The 16,373-nt window shown below is 45.9% G+C and carries 14 protein-coding genes and 2 pseudogenes; all 16 read right to left on the minus strand.

Annotation, left to right across the window (positions count from 1 at the left end; genetic code table 11):
• Positions 1 to 14: 14 nt before the first annotated feature.
• Positions 15 to 314 carry a hypothetical protein gene (locus tag HMPREF2909_RS09320; RefSeq protein ID WP_210387874.1) on the minus strand — a complete coding sequence of 100 codons (300 nt, stop codon included), beginning with the start codon at positions 312 to 314 and terminating at the stop codon, positions 15 to 17.
• 106 nt (positions 315 to 420) lie between these two features.
• A complete protein-coding gene (locus HMPREF2909_RS05585; protein WP_246815553.1) occupies positions 421 to 1,089 on the minus strand; it encodes an McrB family protein in 669 nt (222 codons plus the stop codon).
• Between the two features lie 9 nt (positions 1,090 to 1,098).
• Positions 1,099 to 1,224: a hypothetical protein gene (locus tag HMPREF2909_RS09625; protein WP_256375717.1), complete on the minus strand. Its 126-nt coding sequence runs from the start codon at positions 1,222 to 1,224 to the stop codon at positions 1,099 to 1,101.
• Between the two features lie 244 nt (positions 1,225 to 1,468).
• Complete coding sequence (locus tag HMPREF2909_RS05595) at positions 1,469 to 1,843, minus strand: hypothetical protein (RefSeq protein WP_071415525.1); 375 nt, start codon at positions 1,841 to 1,843, stop codon at positions 1,469 to 1,471.
• A gap of 270 nt (positions 1,844 to 2,113) precedes the next feature.
• Positions 2,114 to 2,821: a kinetochore Spc7 family protein gene (locus tag HMPREF2909_RS09170; protein WP_168165267.1), complete on the minus strand. Its 708-nt coding sequence runs from the start codon at positions 2,819 to 2,821 to the stop codon at positions 2,114 to 2,116.
• A 129-nt stretch (positions 2,822 to 2,950) separates the two neighbouring features.
• Positions 2,951 to 3,145 (minus strand): DNA-3-methyladenine glycosylase I, encoded by a 195-nt coding sequence (locus HMPREF2909_RS09870; RefSeq protein WP_210387911.1) that lies wholly within the window; start codon positions 3,143 to 3,145, stop codon positions 2,951 to 2,953.
• Positions 3,146 to 3,185: 40 nt separating this feature from the next.
• Positions 3,186 to 3,457 (minus strand): annotated as a pseudogene (locus HMPREF2909_RS09875) (DNA-3-methyladenine glycosylase I).
• A 282-nt stretch (positions 3,458 to 3,739) separates the two neighbouring features.
• Positions 3,740 to 6,460, minus strand: coding sequence for an SHIRT domain-containing protein (locus HMPREF2909_RS05605; protein ID WP_071415527.1), 2,721 nt, complete (start codon positions 6,458 to 6,460; stop codon positions 3,740 to 3,742).
• 220 nt (positions 6,461 to 6,680) lie between these two features.
• Entirely contained in the window at positions 6,681 to 8,024 is a 1,344-nt protein-coding gene (locus HMPREF2909_RS05610; protein WP_071415528.1) for a class I SAM-dependent RNA methyltransferase, read from the minus strand.
• Positions 8,017 to 8,661: a DUF3159 domain-containing protein gene (locus HMPREF2909_RS05615; protein WP_071415529.1), complete on the minus strand. Its 645-nt coding sequence runs from the start codon at positions 8,659 to 8,661 to the stop codon at positions 8,017 to 8,019. Before HMPREF2909_RS05615 ends, HMPREF2909_RS05610 begins: the two co-directional genes overlap by 8 nt.
• Positions 8,661 to 9,434, minus strand: coding sequence for a DUF3710 domain-containing protein (locus HMPREF2909_RS05620; RefSeq protein ID WP_071415530.1), 774 nt, complete (start codon positions 9,432 to 9,434; stop codon positions 8,661 to 8,663). The genes HMPREF2909_RS05615 and HMPREF2909_RS05620 overlap by 1 nt, the downstream gene beginning before the upstream one ends.
• 120 nt (positions 9,435 to 9,554) lie before the next feature.
• Positions 9,555 to 10,418 (minus strand): exodeoxyribonuclease III, encoded by an 864-nt coding sequence (locus HMPREF2909_RS05625; RefSeq protein ID WP_071415531.1) that lies wholly within the window; start codon positions 10,416 to 10,418, stop codon positions 9,555 to 9,557.
• Between the two features lie 4 nt (positions 10,419 to 10,422).
• A pseudogene (locus HMPREF2909_RS05630) lies at positions 10,423 to 12,372 on the minus strand (dipeptide ABC transporter ATP-binding protein); the annotation flags it as partial.
• A 44-nt stretch (positions 12,373 to 12,416) separates the two neighbouring features.
• Positions 12,417 to 13,370, minus strand: a complete 954-nt coding sequence (locus HMPREF2909_RS05635) for an ABC transporter permease (RefSeq protein ID WP_071415533.1) — start codon at positions 13,368 to 13,370, stop codon at positions 12,417 to 12,419.
• 15 nt (positions 13,371 to 13,385) lie between these two features.
• Complete coding sequence (locus HMPREF2909_RS05640) at positions 13,386 to 14,315, minus strand: ABC transporter permease (protein WP_021618235.1); 930 nt, start codon at positions 14,313 to 14,315, stop codon at positions 13,386 to 13,388.
• A gap of 232 nt (positions 14,316 to 14,547) precedes the next feature.
• Positions 14,548 to 16,185 (minus strand): peptide ABC transporter substrate-binding protein, encoded by a 1,638-nt coding sequence (locus tag HMPREF2909_RS05645; protein WP_071415534.1) that lies wholly within the window; start codon positions 16,183 to 16,185, stop codon positions 14,548 to 14,550.
• Positions 16,186 to 16,373 lie beyond the last annotated feature (188 nt).

Here is a 16,373-nt window from a genome sequence, read left to right on the forward strand (position 1 = left end):
TTCTTGAACAAATATTAGAAGAAATAGTCTTGATCTTCTCCGAAACTAGATACAATCGTTAATCTTTCATCCTTATACCCTAAGCAGCCCATCACATTGCTAGTACAATATTGCTTCTTCGATTTGTCGTAAGAAAGAACAATGTCTGTTTTGCCAACGTCTTCTGCATCACCAATAAACGGAAGGAAAATAAACACACCATCATCTTCCAACTGTTGGAGTGTTTTATTAGAAAGACGCTCCAACAATTCAGGAATATCGTGTAATCCAGCAGCTTCGTAACCTGAATTGTCCTTAAGCTTCTGAATCTTCATTTTCCGTTCCCTCCGTAGATCCAGACGCAGGATCTTCAGGCAACTTATATGTCTTCTTGAACTTTTCTAACGTCACATTTTCTTCTGGCAGATCACGAACATACTCTTACAATAATGGAGCAAGATAGTCTTTCCATAGGTCATCAAAGCCGAAGTCATTGAGCTTCAAGAAGTACGCAGGACCAATATGGTAGTTCTCGTTAAGATCTTCAGTCTTCCCAGTCTCTACGTTCAGGCTATCCATTCGTGTCACAGTTTCACCACGTATCGACTTGTCCACCAAACCGTTCAGCATAGACTTCTGGCTGTCTGCTGTAAGTTCGACAAAACGGAACCTACAACGCATTGCGAAATCAAAGCTATCTACGGAGCGGGCGATATCGTTCATAGTACCGATAATGTAGACGTTCTCGGGGATATAGAACTTCTCAGTGTTATCGGAATGCATATTTGAATACTGAGTAGAAATTACGCCAGAAGGACTGCGATAGCCCGGATTGATAGAGAAGAAGAGTTCTCCTAAGATCTTGGAGATCTCTCCTCGATTAATCTCATCGATAATAAACACGTAGCTCTTCTGAGTCTCCCCGGCTCCTACACTCTTTCGTGCAGCTGAAACGAACTGCTTGAAGACACCATCTCGCAGTTGGAATCCTATAGAACCATCTTCGTTGACTCGTGGATGCAGACCTTCTACGAAATCCGAGTAATCGTAGCCTGGATGGAACTGAACAAACTCAATCTGCTTCTTCTGATTATCAGACAGATCCTCCATGTCAGACACTTATCCATCACTAACAATGTACGCGGCAATCTGCTTAGCTAAGTATGACTTACCCGTTCCAGGGACACCACGGAAAATTGCGTTGCCGGACTTACGAATAATCTTAGCGTAGTCTTTAATCTTCATATCAATAGACTTATTTTCAGAAGAAGCATATGAATTAGTAAGAGTGTTAACTCTTACTTGATTTCCTTGTAGCCCGATCACGATAAATTACAACGAAACTATCCCCAGGATTACCCCACCGATTCAAACATTCTTTGAGCCAGGTTCGTAGCTGCAAACATACTCGAACAATAAAAATACAAATTGGCGCCCGTCACCATACTCATAAATATGATAAAGAGGATGATTATCACGTGCGAGACCTTTATTCTTTGGCTCTTGCGCAAATTCTGCTTTCGAGGAATAAACCCCTAACCATACGGCGATTACCATCCCACACAATAGGAAATTCGCGTTTTTCTTCACGGGATAAGGCATCTAACTGATTCTCAAATATTTGACAAACTAAATTTTGGAAACCTCGACCTTGTTCTCTTGGAACGTCCCGATGGGTTTCTTCGCCACGTCCTGAGCGAAAATATATATCTATTAGAGCTGTACCGGTTCTGCGCTGCGGATTTTCTGAATAGAATTGTTGGTGATTACAGCTAATGGAATCAGCTGTAATCACCAACTCATATTTCTTCGGTTCTTCAATATTTATTGAAGAATTCATCTGATCAATACTTTCCGAGACCATGATATCCCCTTCTCTATGGTTTTAGTCGCCATTTGACTATTTCTATTCAATACGTATCGAGGAGGATAATACAAATATGTAGAACCGATACAAGTGGCCAAGCCAAACCAATCGATAAAAGATATTCAATTATTTTACCCTCTTCAAAAACATATCGAATTCCTTTGGTAATACTCGTGAAGATATACAAACCTAATTACAGACTATCTACTAAACGCCCAATAGCACGGGATATAGTTACTTTTCTCACGACACACCATCTAAAAAAACTTACTCCCCCCAACTTCTGCACGTACTCCTCAATCCGGCGTCGCGCGCTTGACTGCTCACTTCTTGTTTCAGATTCATCATCTCTTCGGACTGTGCCACAGCTTGCGTAGCTTTGTATATCGCTTCAAGCTTTGGCTTCTTCTCGTTCAACACCTTAGTGAGCGCATCCACAGCGCGTTTGAGCGAGGCACGAGCCTCGCGACTCGCAGCGTCAAGATCCTGGTCGCTAAGGTTTAGTACTTTCTTCGCTTCTTCAAGAACAGTTTGTGCAGCACACCGCGCTTTGAGGATCACTTGAGACGTGCGAGAATTCTCAACTGTACGCCTCAATTCTTCGCTTTCTCGCCTGCGATCTTTCAGATCTTCAGTCTGGGCCTTCATAGTTCCTGTAAATGAGTTAAACGTTCTCCACCATGGAATATCACAGTTCAGAGCAGTTGCGCGAATCACGTTCTTACTCATTTCTGTAGTCAGCTGTGAATATGCTCGTTTATCCAGCACCTCATCGTCACTCTCAACGCATTCCTTCACGTCGGCAGCGCTGCGTAACTCATCCTTATATGCTCGAAAAGCTCGAGCATACGCATCGTTCACTGCAATACAATCAGATACTTTTGCCTCATGAGTCTTAAACAGAACAAAAACTAAAGCAAGCGCCACAGCTAACGAAATACAGACGTACAGACGAGTGTGTTTTTGCGTGGTCATGAACATAGTCCCCTCTTCTCTCACTCCAAGCTTACATACTCTCCCCATACCTACGCTTAACGCAACAGGATAATTCTCCACAACCTCCCTATAGCACGGGCAGTCGTAATCGTGGTCATTAATAATCCCTCACGCTTGCAAATGCGAGTAAATCGTAATACTGCTCACGTATTTAAAGCCACGTCGCTTTAAGTCCTTACTCACTTTATCCGACAGGTAATTACTCACAGGAATAGCGCCGTCTCCGTGCCCTTTATACACCACGTTTTTATTATCGGTATAAGCCCACAGATAATTAGTAAAACTGCCGAACTCGCTACGGATCTTTTAGAAGCAGCGCGCGTTATTCATCACCACACGAACTTTACGCTCGGACCGAATCATCCCCCTCATAGCCCAAGATCCGCTCAACATCTGTATCAGTGAAAGCGGCGACCGTATCGAAATCAAAAGAAGCGAAGCACGCGCGGAAAATTTCGCGCTTCTTAAGCATCAGTTCCCTCGAGAGCCGCACTGCATAACTTCCATCATCAAAAACTCAAACTGTTTGTGGTCGTCGCGCACCTGAATACCCCACTCGCTGTCGCGATACGCGCGGCCCAGCTCAAACGCGCTCTCCCAGCCACAGTAACTCATCACAGCCTCTTTAATACCATATAATCAATAGCTTAAGGAGGAGCAATGATTTCTGTTATAGGCGTGGACATGGATGGCACTTTCATGCGCGACGACAAAAGTTATGACCGCGAGCGTTAAGACCAATACCATTCCAGTACAGGGTGCAGAGGATGCGTATCGTACGGAACTGCAGGTGAGTTATGCCACCGCAAAAAAGAAAGACAAATTACGGTATAGTCGCATTTCACGACTATACCGTAATTTTCGGGATTACAAACTCCCTAAGTTGCACTGCCTAGCTTATTGGTTGTTATTTTTCTTATGACCCAGTGCTAGTGCCAAAAGAGCAGATCCAATTAGTGCGATAACACCTACATAGAATGATGTACTCGTTGGATCGCCAGTTTTTGGTAGAGCACGTATACGAGAATTGACCTTCTTATGTCCTGTATTTTTATTTACAGAACCTGGCATTCCTGGGTTCTGTGGATCTTTCGGATTGGCCGGTTCTACCTTAAATGTCCAGGAACCCGTGATGGTTGCGTTCTGGTCACCCATGGTGCCGTTGTTCGGATCAGTCCAACCGCTAAAGGTCCATGTACCTTTCTTACCGTCCTTCTCTCCTTTTACCGTATCGCCCGGCTTGTAGGTGGTATCTACGGTGTAGTGATCACCCTTGTGGTAGGTGCCTGTATCTTTCGGAACAGCCTTTTCCTCCGGTGCCTCTCCATCCCAGCTATAGGTCACTGTGTATGTAGGGGGTTCATACACAACGTCTATTTCATGGTTTTTATCGAGATTCGTAAAGGTATAGCTACTTGGATACTTAGCTATATCCACTTCCTCACCATCAACGGTTACCCTCTTCAGCTTGTAATCATCCTTTGGTGCATAGTTTATGGTCTTGTTGTCTCCCTTATACGCATCACAGCTCGGATCAATGGTTCCGTTTATTACGGATGTAGTGATTTTTAGCTTGATCCTCTTCCAAATTGCTTTGACTTGTGTATCTTTGTCAACCGTAATTTCAGTGCCAGGCGCTAACTTTTCGCCACCCACTTCCCAGGTGTCAAATTCTTGATTTTCCGGAGCGATGAATGCATTGGCGGAAAGCTTATATTTCATTCCCTTGTTAAGTTCCACACCGTCAACGACTCCGGTACCGCCATTAGCATCATAGGTTATTTTAGCCGTTTCCAGTTTCTTACTTGCTGGATCGGATGTGAGAGGATCGCTGTCTCCCTCAAGACCACCATTGTCTTTAGCGGTTGCCGTGATGGTGGCTCCGACTGCTAAATCTTTAATCTGTAGGGTTACTACCCCAGTATTCGCATCAACGGTCATACCATCTGATGTCCAGGTAGTGTTGCCAGTATTAGCGTCTACGGTTCTGGTTAATTTGAGGGTTCTCTCGACATCTGACGCGTCCTTATAGGTAATCGTGTAGGATGCCAAGTCGGTATCATCACCTGCTTTTTCATAGGCAGGCGGGGTAATAGCTACTTCACCCTTATCCGTATCTACCACAATCCCTGGAGATTTAGGCGCAATATTTTTCACTAGATCTTTGGCGGGGATTGCTGTTGTTGGTTTAGCCCCATCATTTATTTTGTATGAACCATCTTCATTTTTTTCTGGAACAAAATTTCCGTCATTGTCCCAATTACCTTTTACATCATTTCCATTAAATATCTTGGCATTGCCCCTATCATCAATTTGTATAACTGCAGGTGCTCCATCATAGAATCCGGTTCCATTTGGTAATCTAGATGTGCCATCTGGCGCTTTATATGCTTCTTTAATAGCATTAATGATAGCTGTTTTATCATCTTCTGTTAGTTTTTTAGGATCCCGAACATCTGTTTTCTTTGGTGTTGGCAACGTAACAGTAAAGGTTCCACACGATACAAACTTGTTCTTTTCTTTTACGGAAACACCAACAACCTGATCAGCTTCTAATTTCTCCCTACCTGTAAGAGTGTACGTGAACTCTCCTGTAGTTGAATCTACGGTTACTTCTATTGGATCAGATGAGTCTTTGTCAACTCTACACTTATTTTTATTGCAATATTGATCTAATCCATTCTTATTAACTTTAAGGACTAATTGTACTTTTATGCCATCAAAAGGTCCATCTCCTTCTAATTTTCCCTTAATAACATTATCTACAATTGTAATTTTATTAAGGACAGTTCCTCTTGAGGTTTCGGTTACTGGTTTAACTATTAAATCGAGCGCCTCAATTTCACCTGATGTTGTGCCATCAGTATAAGTTACATTAATCTTGGCCGTCTTAGGTTGAGTAGTTCCATAAATGTTTAGTTTAACAGATTTTATATCTTTAGCTATTGCAGGATTTGCGGCCTTTACTAATCTCAAAGCTTCTTCTTGTTCTTCTGCATTGACTATATTGGCGGCTCCCGCCTGTTCAATCCAGATTTCACCGGATGGCATCTCCAGGTCATCTTTGTGCTTACGGTTTAAGCCTTTCTCAGCATTTGCGGTCACCACAGGAGATACATCTTCACCCAAAGTTTGATAGGCAGTGACGGTATCGCCTTCTGCAACAGTAAGGCCGCCAAGTAGATTTACAGTCCAGCGTGTTCCACTCCTAGGGGTAACGGAAAGATCAGCTTTAACTACACCATTCTTATCTTTTAGGGTCACATGTATAGTACCTCTTACAATCGTGTTGTTAATTCTTGCTCGTTGTACATTAGCGCCAGAAATAGTTGTGGCATCGTGATAAACAGGGTTAATGGTTGGTGTCTGTACAGCTATTTGACGGACTGGTTGATCAATAATCTCCGGCCCGATCTCTAGCCCATTACTCTGTTCCTCGTTGGATTTGATACTTGATTGTTCTTCCTTTACAGGAGGAACAATTTGCGTTTCAGATTGAGGTTTGTCTTGCAAGTTTTCGGAATATGCCATTGGTGCCCATGACATAAACATAAGCATCAAGGACATCAATACAAGCGAAAAAACTCTGATAACATTTTTATGCTTTTTTGTTTTCATAATTACCTTACCTAACTACGGTATAGCGTTGGATTTTCCTTTCTCTGACGTTTCCAATCAGCTTGATCAATCCCACATTTGAGTGTTTTTACATCTTTCATTATAAATGAATAAGTCATACAACTCCAATCATTGATAATGATACACCCGCCACATCTAAATTGTGCCCCTCCCCAATTAAATCTTGGACTCAATTTATTGATTTCAATAGGCGTAGAGGTCATTTCACATCTGCCCTTGACATCAATACAACACACTCCACATGATGCGTCATCGGGTAAATATCATGTGCGTGAATAAAGCTCAGCTCATAGCCCTGCGCAGTGAAAACAGCTAAATCACGTGCTAGAGAAGCAGGATTACACGACACATAAATAACGCTGGAAGCGCCAGAAGCAGCAATCTGTTCCACAACTTTCTTGCCCGCCCCTGCACGCGGCGGATCGAGAACAACCAAATCCGGCTGATCAAGGTTCGCATAGTTTTTCTTCACATGACGTAAAGACTGAAGCACATCGCCCGCAACCTCGGTTACGTTGCTAATATTATTACGTTTCGCGTTTTTGATTGCTGAAGAAACCGCCTGTTCAGCGCCCTCTATCGCGAGCACTTCCCTGTTCGGTACTATACGAGAAGCAAGAGGCATAGTAAACAGTCCCGAGCCGGAATACAAATCCCATATCACGCTCTTATCGTCTATCTGTGCATATTCACGCGCAAGATCAAGCACATCGTTAGCTAAAACTTGTGGAGCCATACGATGCATCTGCCAGAATCCGGAGGCAAGCACACTGTATTCCATTGCTTTGCCATCATTCAACTGCACGCGCTCACGTACGTATTCGCGACCTTCTGCCAGTTCCTGGTTAATCATAAGAGCCCAGTTGCCGGAAGCTAGAACATCTTCTTGCCCTTCGCGTGGCTCCGGGGTCGTAATACGAAGATGTGAACCTGGCTCAAAACGACGATTAAACAAATCTAGATGTTCAGTAACCTTGAGAACCTGCGCGGATGCTAAAGGCATATCGGTAACACGCACGCGATCATGCGATTCACGGCGACGCATAGACACAAACCCATTGTCATCTGTAATAAATTCAACGCGCGTACGCCAATGCAGTCCCTGAGCACCCTCGTCCTCTGGAACGCGAAGAACAGGAACATGTATGCCGTCAATCTTGCCAATGCGCTTTATCTGTTCCTCAATGCTGGCTTGTTTCCACGCTAGCTGCCCTTCCAAAGACACATGGGTGAGATCTGCTCCACCTACTCCTCCACCCCATGCCAGAGGTCCAGCAAGAGTCCATGAAGGCTCAACACGATATGGGCTAGCTTCATACACATCAGTTACTTCAGCAGTCCAAAAACGGTCTTTGCGATTATGCGGTTCATCAATACGTACACGTACTTTTTCGCCAGGCAAAGCAAAGCGCACAAAAACTACGCGACCATCAATATGTGTTATGCAACGTCCCTGATCAGCAAAACGTTCAATAACAACGTTAGCTTCGAGGCGTCCATCGCCCACGTTCTTAAGCTGTGACTCAGTGGAGCTATCAGTCATTTTTGTCTTTCTTACGAGCAGGAGCAATAATCAGCCAAGATATAAGCAACATACAAGCAAAAAGCGGCACTCCTGTAATAATACGTGCCGCTCCCAAAGCTTCAACGTTATGCATAATATACAGTGGCACTTCCACAGCTAAGCGCAAGACGAAGCCGCCAATCCATACCCACGTGGTCCGCACGTACGGCTTATATAAGCTCTGCATCGTCGATTCGCTGGTAAACTGATCAAGTATCCAACCAATACCCGGCTTTCTCAGTATGAGAGAAGCCATAAGAATCAGAACCGCAAAAGTATTAATAAAAATGCCTGGACTGTAAAAATCACGAGCTGAATTCTGTAGTGCAGCAAAAGCCACAGAAATAAACGTAACGAAGGTTCCAGAAAGAGCGCCCATAAGCGTTTGCTTTTGAACAAGACGGGCGACAATAATTGCGGTGAGCAAAACACCCACACAAATCAGTGACAAAATCAAGTTTTGAGTGAAAATGTAGCTCACGGTAAAAGCGACGAATGGCACAACCGCCTCAGCTACACCACGCCAACCTCTGATGGCTTCCCATACGGAGAAGTCATCGGAGGAATCTGCCAAAGATTTAAGACCTTTATCCTTTCCGTTTTCGCTGGTAGACATTAGCGCATCTCAGAGAAAAGCGGACCGCGACGCAACGTGTGCTGCACCTGACTTTGCTGACCATAGCCATCTGGATCTTCAGGTAATTCGAATTGGTTGTGATCGTTTTCATTCTCTGCAGCTTGGGCAGCAGCAGCTTCCATTTCCTTAACCTGTGACGGTGTAAGAGGACGGCTTAAGAAGACACGATCGCGCGGAGCCAAAGGCTCGGAACCGCGGTTCACTACTACGTCAGAAAGGAACTTATCGAGAGCTTGCTTCTCTTCTGAGCTATCGTCAGTGGCTGCTGGACCGGTAAAAATCGCGCGAACCATCCAACGAGGACCGTCAACGCCAACAATGCGAGACATTACTTCTTTGCCTTGAACGGTTACAGGCAGCAAAATTTCTTTGCCAAAGAAACCATCTGTTTCTTCTGCTTTTGCGCGATTATCGAGGAACTCTTGACGCACTTCATCCCAAATACCCATTGACTTTGGAGCAGCAAAGACCTCCATTTCCAATGAGGAATTCTTATAGGTGATTGTGGTACTCACAATATTGCCGTCAGCATTTGAAGCCTTCAAACGCAATTCAATGCCAAAGAGGAATGGCAGATACAAAGCTCCCATATTCAAGTATTCATCGTAGTCTGGGGCGTCATCATCATTGATATCCCATGGACCATGAAGTTCAATATCCTGCGCATCTTCTTGAGTGCTGTCGCTGGTCTGGTCGAGGACTTCCTCCTCGACATCCTCTGTCTTCTTCTTACTGAAGCCGAAGAATCCCATAATTATCCTTTCGCAAGCGTTACGAAACTCAAGAATACATTAGGGTACGCACCTTAAAAAATGCTGAAAGCCATGAGTCGAACATTTCTGTTCCACTCATGGCTTTGCTTTATGCGGGTTTTACACCTCGTACGTAATGGTCAAGGCCGCATGATCGGACCATCGCGTGTCGTAGGACGGCGCTTTGTCGATCCTAAAGCCGCGTGCTGTGTGCGCTAACTCAGGTGTTGCAAACTGATAGTCGATGCGCCAGCCTGTATCGTTATCGAAAGCTTTACCGCGCTGCGACCACCACGTGTACGGACCTTGAATCTCGCCCGCCAGGTCGCGCATAACGTCCACATACTCGAGCTCATCAAGCCATTTATCGATATAGACGCGCTCTTCTGGCAAGAAACCTGCTGATTTCTCGTTCGACTTTGCGTTTTTAATATCGATAGGCGTGTGCGCGATATTAAAGTCTCCGCATAGAACCGCTTGATTACCGCCAGCGGCAGCGATATCTTGCAGTTGGCGCATACGCTCGGTCATCTTCTCGAGGAAACGGAACTTCTGCTCCATTTTATCGGGATGATCCACATTACCCGCATGCACGTAAACGCTGACTACCGTTATCGTATAGCCTTCTGGAGTGCGAATATCGGATTCAATCCAACGACCCGAATCGACGTCTTCTTCCAGATCGAGCAGACCGTAACGCTGCTCCACTACTGGCAGAGCGCTCAGGAGTCCGACACCTGCGCGTCCTTTAATACGGCAGATTTCGTTCTGGCACGTGAGCGGTTCGCTCATGCTGGCGCCTTTCGGCGATTGCACATAGATACCACTGATTTCGCTAAAAATCGGGTCAATCTCGCTTTGTGGCGCACGCACTTCCTGAATAGCCCACACGTCTGGCGTGTGCTGCTCCACCCAAGAATACATATCTTTGCGCTTTGCAGCACGAACACCATTCAAATTCGATGTTGTAATCGAAATAACCATAGAGTTATTCGTCCAATCCGAGTTCGAGCTTGCCACCTGGAATAGCATCCAAAAGATCGCACGTGTACTGGGTTTGAGGGTTGTTAAACACCTCATCGGTGGAAGCATGTTCGACGAGCTTACCGTGCTGCATAACCACAACATCATCGGCAATCTGGCGAACTACTGCCAAATCGTGCGTAATAAACAGATAGGTTAAGCCGCGTTCTGCTTGCAAATCGTTGAGCAGATGCAGAACCTGATCTTGCACCAGCACATCCAATGCAGATACAGCTTCGTCGGCCACAATAACATCTGGATTTAAAGCCATAGCGCGAGCCACAGCAATACGCTGACGCTGACCGCCAGAAAGCTCGTTTGGATAACGACTCATAACCGACTGTGGCATTTCTACCATATCGAGCAACTCACGCACGCGAGCTTCACGGCTCTTAGGATTGCCAATCTTGTGAATACGCAAAGGCTCTTCGATAGAGCGGAAAATTGTATACGTTGGATCCAAGGAACCATAAGGGTTCTGGAAGACTGGCTGTACGTGGCGACGGAAGTCGAGCAACTGCTTCTTATCGAAAGAGTGAATATCTTCTCCCTCGTAAGTTACAGTACCGCTGGTTGGGTCGAGCAAATGGAGCACCATGTTCGCCACAGTAGACTTACCAGAACCGGACTCACCTACAATAGCCAAAGTGGTGCCACGCTTCACATCGAAGGACACGTCGTCTACGGCCTTAAACATTTCCTTGCGTCCTGGAACCTTAAACTCACGCACCAGATTTTTTACAGAAATAACAGTGTCGTTTACGTTTTCTGGATGCCCTGCTGCAGCCTGCTCTTCGTGTACCTCTGCACGCTTAACAGTAGATTCCATACGCTTGGAAGCCAGCGATGGAGCAGCCGATACCAAACGCTTGGTGTATGGATGCTGAGGATGCTGGAGAACTTCCAAACTTGGACCAGACTCTACAACCTGTCCCTTATACATAACCACAATATGATGAGCGCGTTCTGCAGCCAAACCCAAATCGTGGGTAATAAAAAGTACTGCAGTTCCGAGCGAATCGGTCAAATCATGTAAATGATCGAGAATCTTCTTCTGAACAGTAACGTCCAAAGCAGAAGTTGGCTCATCGGCAATAAGCAGACGAGGACGAGCAGCCAAACCCATAGCAATCAACGCACGCTGACGCATACCACCAGAATACTCATGTGGATACTGGCGAGCACGCATAGCAGCATCTGGCATACCTGCTTCGTCGAGCAAACCAGCAATACGGTCGCTCATCGTAGAACCAATAACATACTTGGTTACGATTTCGCTGGCCTTGTCTTCGCTAATGCCTGCCGTAACCATATCTTGCAGAACGAGCCAGCGGGTAATAGAACCAGGAATCCACTCCTGCTCCCACTGCTGGTACGTTTCTTCCGACACAGCAGAACCGCCTGCCGCGCGTGCTGCAGCAATCAAATCGCCGCGCTGAGCCGAACCAAGGAAGAGCTCATCATCATCGTCCTTCACAAACTGACGAGCAGACTGCTCACGCTCAGACAGCTCCAAAACATCGGTAAGAGCGATACGCTTTTCGCGCTTAATATCGACGTTATTGGCCACGAGAGCTTCTTTAATCTGACGCTCAATGCGGTGAACAGGATTCAAGTTCGACATCGGATCTTGTGGAACCAAGCCCATCTTCGAACCGCGGATAGCCTCAAACTGCTTAGGAGTGAAACCAGAAATCTCTTCACCCTCGAGCTTAATGGAGCCGGAGGTAATATGACCGGTTCCTGCGAGCAAACCCATAGCAGCCATAGCAGACGTAGACTTACCCGAACCGGATTCACCTACAATAGCTACCCACTGGCCTGGGTACACGTTAAAACTGGCGTTGCGCACAGCCTTTACGGAACCCACGGAGGTGTTGAACTCAACGTTTAAATTGCTAACCTCAAGAAGAGGGGATGGAATGTTTGTATTTTCAGTCATCGTAAATCTCCTCTACTCTACTCTGTACGGCTCTTAGGATCCAAGGCATCGCTTACAGCATCGCCCAACATGATGAAGGCGAGAGCGGTAATCGCTAATGCAGCAGATGGCCAGAACAGAACCATTGGATTGGTGCGCAGCATGGTTTGAGCGGTGGAGATATCGCCACCCCAGCTTACGCTGCTCGATGGCAAGCCAAGACCCAAGAAGCTCAAGGTTGCTTCCAGCACAATGTAGCTTGCCAGCGATGTGGTACCTACAACAAGAACTGGAGCCAAAGCGTTTGGAATAACGTGGCGGAAGAGGTTACGCACTGGAGTTGAACCCAAAGCGGTCGATGCAGTATTGAACTCAAGGTTCTTTGTTTCCAAAACGGAGCTTCGCGCAATACGAGCAATAGATACCCAACCGAACATGGCCATAACCAGAATAATCTTCCAAATAGAAGACGAGGTGGTGAACATCTGGAGTACTACGATTGCACCAAGCAAGAGCGGAATAGCGTAGAAGATATCGACGATGCGGGACAGCAGAGCATCTACCCAACCGCCGAAGTAACCTGCAATAGCGCCAATAAGACCACCAGCAAGAACCACAATAAGAGTGGTGAGAATACCAACGGACAGAGAGGTGCGCGTGCCATAGATTACACGAGCGTAAATATCGCAACCCTGACGGTCGAAGCCGAAGAAGTGACCGGGGCTTGCTGGCTCAGCCGAGTTGTCGAGCACGCAATAGTTAGGATTGAGATTCGTAAACACCTTTGGAAACAGTGCTACGAAGGCGATAAAGAGAATAAAAATTGCGGAAATAATAAACAGCGGATTCTTGCGCAGGCTACGCCATGCATCTGCCCACATGCTTGTTGCTGGGGCATCTGCATCGACGGAATCAACTGCTTTGAGTGGTGTCTCTTCCAGTGGAGCGACGTAACGTTCTTGACCTGGAAGTGGTGAATAATTCTGAGTCATTATCGTTCGTCTCCTTTAAGCGTAACGAATACGTGGGTCGAGAACAGCATAAATCATATCGACAACCAGGTTGCAGATAACGAAGATGAGCACGAGCACGGTAACAATAGATACAACGAGGTTCGATTCGCCCTGCAAAATAGCCTTGTACAAGGTGTTACCAATACCGTTGATGTTAAAGATACGCTCGGAAATCATTGCACCACCCATAAGAGCACCCAAATCTGCACCCAAATACGTAACAACTGGAATAAGGGAGTTACGCAAAATGTGGTGCACAATAACATTGCGGTTACTCAAACCCTTAGCACGAGCAGTGCGCACATAATCGAGAGTACGGTTAGACGACACTTCGCGGCGAGTTAAGCGAATAATGTAGGCCATCGATACAGAGCCGAGCACCATTGCTGGCATGAGCAAATCGATAAAGCCAGGGTTCGCACCTGCGGTTACAGGCAAGATTTCCCATTTCACACCCAAGAAGTACTGCATAAGGAAGCCAACAACGAAGGTTGGAACCGAGATGAGCAGCAAGGATACGATAAGAATTACGGAGTCGTACCACTTGCCCTTCTTTAAGCCGGAAATAATGCCGAAAATAACGCCGAAAATAGCTTCGAAGCAGAAAGCCATAAGACCCAGCTTAATGGTTACTGGGAAAGCAGAAGCAATAACATCGATAACAGGACGGCCACCGCGCAAGGTGTTACCAAAGTCCAAGGTTAAGGCGTTCTTAAGGAAGTATAAATACTGAACGATGAAGGGCTGATCAAGATGGTACTCAGCTCGAATCTGTTGAGCGATAGCCTCGTTTACTGGCTTATCGCCAAACATTGCTACAACTGGATCGCCAGGAAGTGCGAATACCAACGCGTAAATAAGCAACGTGGTACCCAGAACAACTGGAATCATTTGTAGCACACGGCGTAGAAAGTATTTCCACATATATTATCTCCTTGTGCTTTTCCCACAATCTTTCTTCATGTTTTACGTGTACTTGTGTTAATCGGTTAGACATAGTACACCGCGCAATGTGAACTGCGCGTTTCGAGATGAACGGGACGTTGTGAGACCCCTTTTACACCTCGAAGGTGCTCATCTCAGGTATATTACCCGAGATGAGCACCAATTCTTGAGTTTCGCTAATACTTAACTGAGCAAGATAACTTTCTTTTACTTACTTAGTCAAAGCGCGATAGTCTGGCATAGAGTTCCAACCAATGGTGAAGCCCTTAACGCCCTGAGCTGCTACGCCCTTGCTGTTTGCATAGCAGATCGGGATACTTGGCAGATCCTTGAGCAGCATCTCTTCTGCTTCCTGGTATACCTTGTTTGCATCTTCTACGCTTGCTGCAGCGTTAGCCTTTACGAGCAGAGCATCGAATTCAGGGTTCTTGTAGTCACCATCGTTCGAACCGTTACCGTCTGCAGCAGCAGAGCTGTACAATGGCTGCAAGTAGTTTTCTGGGGATGGGTAATCTGGCATCCAACCTGCGCGGAAGATGGACTTGAGGGAACGGTTGTTAATTTCCTGACGCAGCTGTTGGAAGGTTGCAACTGGAGTTGCTTCTGCATCGATGCCCAAAGCATTCTTAATAGAGTTTGCATATGCATCGAAGATGTCCTTGTGACCACCGTCTGCGTTGTAGCTCAAAGTGAGCTTAGTGTTGCCCCAGTCGCTAATCTTGTTAGCTTCTTCCCACAGCTTCTTAGCTTCGTTAGCATCGTACTTGAGTACTTCGTTGCCCTTAAGGTCTTCGGAGTAGCCAGGCATTGCTGGAGTTACGTAGTCTACTGCTGGAGTACCAGTGCCACCGAGAACCTTCTTTACAATTTGTTCGCGGTTAATTGCGCGAGAGATTGCTGCACGACGCAAACGACCTTCGTCGTCCATGCGGAAGTGATCCATATCGGTTGGAATGGTGAGAGTCTGAATTACAGAACCAGGCTTGTTGTATGCCTGTACGGAAGAGTCAGACTCGAAAGTAGTGGTTGCAGAGGTTGGAACGGATTCCATAACATCCAAGTTACCTGCCTGAATATCTGCATATGCAGTATCCATATCGGTGTAAATCTTGAAGTCGATTTCCTTTGCCTTACCTGGGAAGTTGCCCTTGTAATCGTCGTTCTTTACGAGATTAATGGACTGATTGTGCTCCCAAGACTTGAACTTGTATGCACCGTTACCTACTGGTTTCTGACCGAATGCCTTTGGATCCTTGTAGAAGGATTCTGGCAATGGCATAAATGCTTGGTAACCCACCTGAATTGGGAAGGTGGACGAGCTGTTCTTGAGCTCTACAGAGAAGTGAGTATCGTCGGTTACAGTCAAACCGCTCAACTGAGCATCGCTTGCAGTACCGTCTGCCTGAAGCTCGTCGTAACCCTTAATATTAGAGAACCAAGAGTTGTTCAGCATCGAGTTTGCAGCAACAGCAGCGTAGCTCCATGCCTTTGTGAAGGATTCGGCGGTTACCTTAGTACCGTCAGTAAACTTCCAGTCGCCACTAATTTCGATGTCGTACTTAGTGTTATCGTCGTTAGCCTTGATGCTCTTAGCAACTTCGTTCTTTGCGTTACCCTTAGTATCGAAACCTACGAGACCGGAAAACAGCAAATCAACGGCACGGAAACCACCGGATTCGTTGGTCATTGCTGGAATCAATGCGTTTTCTGGCTCGGAACCGAAAGCCGTAATTACAGAATCACTAGAGGCGCTGTTAGAAGAGCCACCCTTGGAGGCGCCGCATGCGCCTAATGTCATGACAGCTGCAGCAACGGCCGCGGTCATCATCATTAACTTCGACTTCTTCATGTCTATCTCTTTCTTCATCTCCGCTTATTGGCGGATATTATGCACGAAGTACACTCACACGATTACTCGTATGAACATACCGCATCAATGTATCAGAAAATTGTTTCGAATTGGATACCAAATCAAAGAAATCTGATATTTATTATTATATATTTATGCATAGTCATGTATAAAACATTGCATAAATA

It is taken from the genome of Alloscardovia sp. HMSC034E08, from assembly GCF_001813415.1.
Taxonomy (GTDB): Bacteria; Actinomycetota; Actinomycetes; order Actinomycetales; family Bifidobacteriaceae; genus Alloscardovia; species Alloscardovia omnicolens.

Excerpts from the sequence above, each read along its gene's own strand:
- HMPREF2909_RS09320 (WP_210387874.1), bottom strand. The coding sequence starts at position 314 with ATGAAGATTCAGAAGCTTAAGGACAATTCAGGTTACGAAGCTGCTGGA.
- HMPREF2909_RS05585 (WP_246815553.1), bottom strand. The coding sequence starts at position 1,089 with ATGGAGGATCTGTCTGATAATCAGAAGAAGCAGATTGAGTTTGTTCAG.
- HMPREF2909_RS09625 (WP_256375717.1), bottom strand. The coding sequence starts at position 1,224 with ATGAAGATTAAAGACTACGCTAAGATTATTCGTAAGTCCGGCAACGCA.
- HMPREF2909_RS05595 (WP_071415525.1), bottom strand. The coding sequence starts at position 1,843 with ATGGTCTCGGAAAGTATTGATCAGATGAATTCTTCAATAAATATTGAA.
- HMPREF2909_RS09170 (WP_168165267.1), bottom strand. The coding sequence starts at position 2,821 with ATGACCACGCAAAAACACACTCGTCTGTACGTCTGTATTTCGTTAGCT.
- HMPREF2909_RS05605 (WP_071415527.1), bottom strand. The coding sequence starts at position 6,460 with ATGAAAACAAAAAAGCATAAAAATGTTATCAGAGTTTTTTCGCTTGTA.
- HMPREF2909_RS05610 (WP_071415528.1), bottom strand. The coding sequence starts at position 8,024 with ATGACTGATAGCTCCACTGAGTCACAGCTTAAGAACGTGGGCGATGGA.
- HMPREF2909_RS05615 (WP_071415529.1), bottom strand. The coding sequence starts at position 8,661 with ATGTCTACCAGCGAAAACGGAAAGGATAAAGGTCTTAAATCTTTGGCA.
- HMPREF2909_RS05620 (WP_071415530.1), bottom strand. The coding sequence starts at position 9,434 with ATGGGATTCTTCGGCTTCAGTAAGAAGAAGACAGAGGATGTCGAGGAG.
- HMPREF2909_RS05625 (WP_071415531.1), bottom strand. The coding sequence starts at position 10,418 with ATGGTTATTTCGATTACAACATCGAATTTGAATGGTGTTCGTGCTGCA.
- HMPREF2909_RS05635 (WP_071415533.1), bottom strand. The coding sequence starts at position 13,370 with ATGACTCAGAATTATTCACCACTTCCAGGTCAAGAACGTTACGTCGCT.
- HMPREF2909_RS05640 (WP_021618235.1), bottom strand. The coding sequence starts at position 14,315 with ATGTGGAAATACTTTCTACGCCGTGTGCTACAAATGATTCCAGTTGTT.
- HMPREF2909_RS05645 (WP_071415534.1), bottom strand. The coding sequence starts at position 16,185 with ATGAAGAAGTCGAAGTTAATGATGATGACCGCGGCCGTTGCTGCAGCT.